The organism is Paenibacillus rigui, assembly GCF_002234615.1.
GTDB classification, from domain to species: Bacteria; Bacillota; Bacilli; order Paenibacillales; family NBRC-103111; genus Paenibacillus_S; species Paenibacillus_S rigui.
Genome location: NZ_NMQW01000086.1, coordinates 1 through 7,600, shown reverse-complemented (window position 1 = coordinate 7,600; position 7,600 = coordinate 1). Strand labels below are relative to the sequence as shown.

Below are 7,600 nucleotides of genomic sequence, written 5' to 3'. Positions count from 1 at the left end.
AGCAGATTGTATACTTGATCAAAGCCCAGATCCAGGAAGTTGCCGATTTCAAGCAGGAATAGTATCAGCACCGTAGGTAAAAGAAGCGGAAACGTAATGTGGCGGATTTGCCTGAACTTGGATGCTCCATCGATCATCGCCGATTCGTACAGCTGAGGATCGATCGCGCTAATGGCCGCCATATACACCACCGTTCCCCAACCGGCATCCCTCCAGACGGAAGCGATTACGTAAACAGGCCGAAAGTACGTGCTATCCTGCATCGCCAGCAAAGGTTCAAAACCGAACCACCCGAGAATAATGTTGAGCAATCCGCTTAATGAAAAGAAATCGAAGACGATACCGGCAACAATAACCCATGACAAAAAGTGCGGAATGTATAGTGCCGTCTGGATCCCTTTCTTCAATGCCGCTTTCCGAATCTCGTTGATCATCAGCGCCAGCAGAACGGGTACCGGGAAGACCAATACGAGCTTGAGAAATCCAAGCATCAGTGTGTTGCCGAACACCCGGAAGAAATCTGGATGGTGAATCAGCGTTTTAAAATGCTTGAGACCGACCCAGGGACTATCGATGAACCCTTTGAAAACCGAATAGTCCTTGAAGGCGATTACAGCTCCGGCCAGCGGAATGTATTTAAATACAATGAGAAAAACGATTCCCGGAATCGCCATCACATACAGCGGCCAATAGACCTTCATTCGATGAATTGCAACTGCTTTCAACTTGTTTCCTCCACTCTCTAGTCTTGAATCCGCTTACACTGATAACTATACAGCCAGAGGAACCATCGCTCAATTGGGCATTTTTAAGTTTAAACAAGGGCATTTTTAAGAATTTATTCAAAAATAATCAGTAAGGCCATTAAATTTCCACTTTACATTGCCCTTCTGCGTTACAGACAAACAAAAAAAGCCTCAGTCCCCTAGAATGTAGGACTGAGGCGGCTTCATGGAATTAGAGTAGCACCTCTAGATTCATTTGAGCCGGATTCGGTAAGACGATCCAAGGTGCCCCAAAGCCAAGTATGGTTCATTGGACAGGCAAACTAATGAAGCTTCAAAATCCAAGCTTCGTGGCCTGGAAGTTCCGCTTCGCCGCACGTCAGTTGAAGACCGGTCAGCAGGTCCACGCCGGATCTCCCGTTCAGGTCGACCGTTACTGCATCCGCATTATGATTAAGCACGAACAAGTAGGATTGACCGTCTTTGGACCGAAGGGTCGTTTCTACACCTTCCGGTACAGCGGAAACGAGAGGTGTGATGCCGTGGGAGGCGCACACCTGTGGCAGCCAATCTCGCAGGAACGCCTCTTCTGGGCTCGTTGCTAAGTACCATGCTTCTCCGGCACCGAACTTGTTGACTGTAAGTGCCGGAGACCCACGATAGAAATCCTCACCATACACTGCTATCACTTCGGCACCTTCGGAGTGAATCAGGTCGCAGAGCATGCCGCACTCGTATTCCGGGTTCAAGCCGGAAGTGGCATCCTGCACGATAATCCGGTTGCGCTGCTCGGGGAGCAAAGCGTCGATTTCTTCGGCCCAAATGCCAAGCAGCTTTCTAAGCTCACCAGGATATCCGCCCAGTGTGACAAGGTCGTTCTCATCAACGATTCCACTGAAGTAGGTGGTGATGAGCGTTCCCCCCAGCTCGACGTATGTTTCAAGCTTGTTGGCCACACCCTGCTTGACCATATACATGACGGGTGCGATAACGAGGTCATAACGTTGGAGATCGGCTTCAACGCTGATCACGTCGACGGCGATTCCTGAACGGTACAGCGCATCGTAGAACTTGTGTATTTCCTCCACATAACGGAGCGCGATGGTCGGTCCGCTGGACATTTCTACCGCCCACCAGTTTTCCCAGTCGAACAGGATGGCGACTTTGGCCTCTACCCGGGCGTCCAGAAGTGCAGAACTAAGTCCGCCGAGCTCTGCGCCGAGCCGAGCGCATTCGCGGAAGACGCGGGTATGCTCATGGCCGACATGTTCAATGACAGCTCCGTGGAATTTTTCACACCCTCCGACCGACCGGCGAAGCTGGAAGAACATGACCGTATCCGCTCCTCGGGCCACCGCTTGATAGCTCCACAATCTCATCACACCCGGACGCTTGAGTGAGTTGTAAGGCTGCCAGTTTTGCTGGCTTGGAGTTTGCTCCATCAGCATAAACGGCTGCCCGTCCTTCAAGCCGCGCATCAAATCATGCATCATGGCCGTGTAGCTATGCGGCGTATTGAAGCGTGGATAGTTGTCCCAGGACACGACATCCATGTGTTTGGCCCATTTGTGGTAGTCGAGCTTCTTGAAGGCGCCCATCAGATTCGTCGTGACGGGAATACCTGGCGTATACCTCTTGACCGCTTCAACTTCAAGCTTGTAGCACTCGAGCAAGCTATCGGAATAGAAGCGGAGGTAATCGAGCGAGATGCCTTGAAAGTTCGTCTCCGTCCGCCCGTTGGCTCCCACCCATTCCTCGCTGAGCCCACTCGGAAGGACGATGTCTTCCCAGTCGTAGAACGTGTGGCCCCAGAACGCCGTATTCCAAACGCGATTCACCTGGTCCAGCGTGCCATAACGTGCTTTCACCCATTCTCGGAAGGCCTTTTCGCAATTGTTGCAGTAGCAATACCCGGCGCCGCCGTATTCGTTGTTGATATGCCAGATGAGAAGAGCTGGATGGTCCTTGTAGCGTTCGGCAAGTTTCTCGGCCATTCGCACCGAATACTTGCGATAAGTCGGGCTGTTCGGGCAAGAGTTGTGGCGTCCGCCGAATTTGCGTTTGCGCCCGTTGAAATCGACCTGAAGCACGTCGGGGTATTTACGCGCCATCCATGCAGGATGCGTTGCAGTGCTTGTCGCGAGACAGACGCCGATTCCGTCCGCATGAAGCTTATCCATCATTTCATCGAGCCAGTCGAAATCGTACGTTTCCTCATCGGGCTGGTTTTTCGCCCAAGCAAATACATTTAACGTCACCACGTCGATGCCCGCAAGCTTGAACATGCGTAAATCCTCGTCCCAAACCGATTTTTCCCATTGATCAGGATTGTAATCGCCGCCGTACCAAATTTTTGGTTTATTCGTATGAATCATCTTGTCACACCTCGTTATGAATACTCTTAACCCGGACAGGCCCGATGAGCCCGCTTGGTTCCTGCTGTGCAAAGGCTGACAAGAAGTCGCGCTGATCTTTCACTAGCGTATTCGTCACTTCGATGACCAGCTTGTTTTTGCCCTTCTTTATCAGACCATCGATCTCCAAGTGGTAGGGAGGACAGATGCGTACCCCCGCTGGCTCGCCGTTTAACCATACCTCTGCTGTTTCATACACTTCGCCCAGATCTACTAGAGCCTGGCTCTCGGACTCGTTCCATTCAAATTCCGTTTCATAACGAAAAGTGCCGGTAAATCGTGGTAAGCAGCCAGGCCCACTCATGTTCGTCAAGACCTTCAATTTTTCCCATTCCTTGAATTGAGGATAATGCTCAGCATCCGCGGTGGAAACCGTCCATTCGCCTTTGAGCTCTAGACCCGCTCCAGCTGTATGCTGCCGGAGCGCGACATTAGCATAACCTTCAAGGGCAGCTCCATGGAGCAGGACGGTGGATTCATACGGATGCAGGGTAAGCTGTACCGTCGTTGCGCCTTTCTCTCTCGTTATATTCAAACGGGTTAATCGGTTAAGAAAGGCATCATACGCATATACATCACCTTGGACAGACAAAGCCACCGTCGTATGAATCGTATGATTCGGGTGTTCGTTGAAGAACATAAACACATCCAACCCATCATGAAGATAGCGATAGTTCCGAAGATACGGTTCGTATTTTTCGACTTTCATATCATAATGTCCGTCTGCGATAAGGTCTTGCGCCAGCTTGTCTAAAGGTACAAGCTTCACATGCCGGTGATCTGCAAGACAAGACAGTTCGGCAGAAACATCACTGCCCTCGCTCGATCGTAACGGCAGCCCGTCAACAAAGCGAATGGCCAGTCCTTGTTCGGCAAATTGGACCAAGCTCCGAAGCATCGCCGCCGGAAGCGCTTCTGCATAAGGCACGATCAGGCACTCGTAATCCTCGAGATTTACATGTAACTTACTCTCTTTCACGCCCGCCGCTTCCAAAAGAACATCGATAGGAAGAACGTCGCAGTCGATCTGGTTCTGCATCAATTCCTTCACCGGCTTATGAAAATACATCGATTTCCCGGACCATTCGGCTTCAGCATGATAAACGACGGCTGCGGTGGCCACATGTCTTCCACCTGAAATCAGGTGACTGATCCGATTCATATATTGATTTAAATGCTTATAATAGCGGTACTGCGGATTTTTCCCGCTCGCATACATATGCGGCGGACAATCCGGATCCGGAAAAGCTTTCTGGGTAAAGGAGTGCGGGACAAAATAATTGACGCCGCGAACGAGCATATGGTCAGTAAGCCACTTCATCAGCTTCAACCCTTCTGTCCAGCCATAGGCTCCATACACTTCGCACATCGTTCGGCCTTGTTTTTTCGGATCGACGTGTCCAAGCGATACGCCAAGCTTAGCGAGACCATAGTGGAAAAATTCACTATCCGTCTCCCCCGCCGGCCAGCGGAAACTTAATTCATCGAAGCCCGGCACGATCTGCCACAGCACCACATCAAGACCCGACATGTCTTGTCCCCAGAGAGAGCGGAAGAAGTGTCCCGCCCCAGAACCTAGCCTTGCATGAACGTTATTGTCTTCGAGTACATGTCCGATATATTCCACTCCATGGGCTCTGCACCATTCTCCGATTTGACTGCAGAAGCTGTCCGCATAGAGCTTACTGACGATATCCATATAATGGTACCGCACCCTGTTCGACAGGTCTCCTGCATCCTGCCATAGGAGGTGCAGCAGCTTCCGGTAGTCGAGTCCTAAGGCTTCCTCCAGCAGGGCCGGCATTTCCCGGCTCCAGGGCAGCACCACTCCCGGCTTCCCAGGCTTCGAATGGAAATCGAACGTTTTCTCATCATTATAAAATCCCGGTTCATCCGAAAAGAAACCAACAAAGGTCTTGCCGAAATCCGCTTTATACCGATCGTAAAAAGCCTCATATACCGTATCGAGCAAAATACAAACGGAATCCCGGTCCAACGGATTCAAATAATCTGCCTGCTCCTTGCTGCCGCCGTCCTTATTTTCAGAAATCATAAATACTCGCCAATACCCCTCCGGGATATCCCAGTAAAGGGTACCATCTTGTACAAATTCGGTTATGTCGACCGAGTCACCGGTTAATGTTCCATTAGATGGATCGCGACGGACAGCCACAACTGAAATCAGCTTGTTTTGACCAATCGCGTTTTGTGGCGTCGAGATGGTCGGTCGCAGCCCGCGCATCTGCAAGGTATCCAGCAGCAGGGATGTGCCTTGGGCAGGACCGATGGTATCGATATAACGTTCACTCAAAAATAAGCGATGAAGCTCTTCCGGAGCCTCCTTCACCTTGCCTGCCGCATGTCCCGTTGGAAAATGATCGTCATCCAGCATCCATATCTTCATGCCGCGCTTTCGGGCTTCATCCATAATGATGTCCATATCCGACCACCACTTCGGTCCGAGAAAATCGGGATGAGGCCGAGCCTCCACGCAAACGGCCCCGATTCCAGATTCATGAACACGGGCTATCTCTTCCCGAATTATCGCCTCTTCCTCACCATGCTGCCACAGAAAAGGAAGGATATAATTATGTTCTTGACCCTTAAGCACTTCCTTAAGACGATTGCCCATAATAGCCCCCTGCTTCGAATTAGTTGTGACGTTTTTCTTCCGACGTAGTTGACGCATGCCATTTAACGCGCGCCTAGAATTGGCGCGCGTTTCGGCACTGCGGACGGTTGATTCAACATTTGGTGCAACCCTGAACTTTTCGCTTCTCTCGTTAAGACAACTCATTTCGCTCGAGCGATTATTTCTTCACCTTCGCATACCATTCCCTAGCACGCTTCGTGACCTCTTCACCACCCGATTTGTTCCACTTGTCTACGAATTCATCAAATTTGCTGATCGGGTATTGCCCAAGGATAATCTTGGTGGCATATTCCACGTACAGCGTACGGTTGTTTATGTCGGCGAAGCCGTCGTACACGCTGGCCGGCATCCCATCACCGGCAATGACCTTGGCAAACTTCTGGGCTTCCTGCATATTTTGGTTAACCTGATTAATAGCCCACATTCTGTCTTCCGAAGCTGTACTCTTATTTAGTTCGGTCATGAAATCAAGGGTAGATATTTTTGCGTATGGATCGAGAATGAGGTTCTCCTGGGTACTCTTGTCATCCGGAAGCTTGACTGGTTTGCCATCCTTCATCGTATGGTGCATGCCTTCCACGCCAAGATACAGAGGGATCCAATTCTTTTTATCGTACATGTTGTTCAGCAGCTTCATAGTGGCCATTAATTTCTTCTGATCTTTATTGTTCTTAACCACCCAGGCCGGGGGCTGAAACCTCTTCCAAGTATAGAATCCCTTATAGCCCGCAACTTCCGGTACGGGAAGAACCGAAAATTCAGCCTTCACGCCAGTGTTCTTTTGCAAATTTTCCAAATTCAGATTGAGCTGCTCTACCCAGTGGAAGTAGTTACCAGCCTTATTGGCCGTAATCTTGCCATCCCATTTGGCCTTGTCGTTCAGGAGCGTTTCCTTATCCAACAAACCGTCCTTATACAGCTTGGCGATGAACTCCAAGGCGGCCTTCATATTCGGAGTAACCGCGGAATACGTCAGCTTGCCGTCGTACAGGTCCCAATCCGGATACCCTTCAAACATGGCCACACCGTACATGGCGAACAGATGGTCCATCCAACGCGCCTCTTGACGGCCACCTGTCGGCAGCTCATCCTTCTGTCCATTGCCATTGGGATCCTTATCCCGGAATGCCTCCAGCACCTTAACGTAATCATCTTGGGTCTTTGGCATCGCCATTCCCAATTTGTCGAGCCAATCCTTGCGGATCAAGCCGGCGTATCTCCCATAGTCCACCATGCCGGGGATATAATAGATTTTCCCTTGACCGGTAGGGTCATTGGCTTTCACCACATCCCACATTTCCTTCGGAATGGCTTGCCATAAATTCGGTGCATATTTGGGTAACAGCTCCGTCAGGTCAGCGATGGCGCCGTTTTTAGCTAAACTGTCTTCAATACCCTGCTGGGGTAAGAACAGGTCCGGCATTTCATTGGCGGCAATCTTCAGGTTTAGCTGATTCAAGTAGTTGGTGCCTCCGTTCCACTCTACATATGGATGGATGACGCCGACACCAAGCTTTTCCTTGTACAATTCATACAGCTTTCTGCCCTTGGTAATTGGTTTATAGCCAATGTTGGTACCCCATACCTCAATATCGATAATTTCATCTGCACCCGCGGTCTGATTCTGGGCAGGGCTTTCGGAAGAGTTCGTGTTCCCGCTGCAGCCGGTGACAGCCGTAATCGCAAGGACACCTGCCGCAGATAATAATCCCAGCTTTTTAAAATTCATATGGTTGTTCCCCTTCTTGATCGTAAATATATGTTTAATCTAGCTTTTACCCTTTAACAGCTGTCTCTTATATGCATCT

At 50.3% G+C, this 7,600-nt stretch carries 4 protein-coding genes; all 4 read right to left on the bottom strand.

Annotation, left to right across the window (positions count from 1 at the left end):
• Positions 1-725: ABC transporter permease (locus CF651_RS31710; protein ID WP_094018867.1), on the bottom strand; the 725-nt coding region annotated here is incomplete at its 3' end.
• Positions 726-1,048: 323 nt separating this feature from the next.
• Positions 1,049-3,100 carry a beta-galactosidase gene (locus tag CF651_RS31705; RefSeq protein WP_094018866.1) on the bottom strand — a complete coding sequence of 684 codons (2,052 nt, stop codon included), beginning with the start codon at positions 3,098-3,100 and terminating at the stop codon, positions 1,049-1,051.
• A gap of 4 nt (positions 3,101-3,104) precedes the next feature.
• Positions 3,105-5,771 carry a glycosylhydrolase-like jelly roll fold domain-containing protein gene (locus CF651_RS31700; protein ID WP_094018865.1) on the bottom strand — a complete coding sequence of 889 codons (2,667 nt, stop codon included), beginning with the start codon at positions 5,769-5,771 and terminating at the stop codon, positions 3,105-3,107.
• A 178-nt stretch (positions 5,772-5,949) separates the two neighbouring features.
• On the bottom strand, positions 5,950-7,521 hold the full coding sequence (locus tag CF651_RS31695; RefSeq protein WP_094018864.1) for a type 2 periplasmic-binding domain-containing protein: 1,572 nt from the start codon (positions 7,519-7,521) through the stop codon (positions 5,950-5,952).
• Between the last annotated feature and the right edge of the window lie 79 nt (positions 7,522-7,600).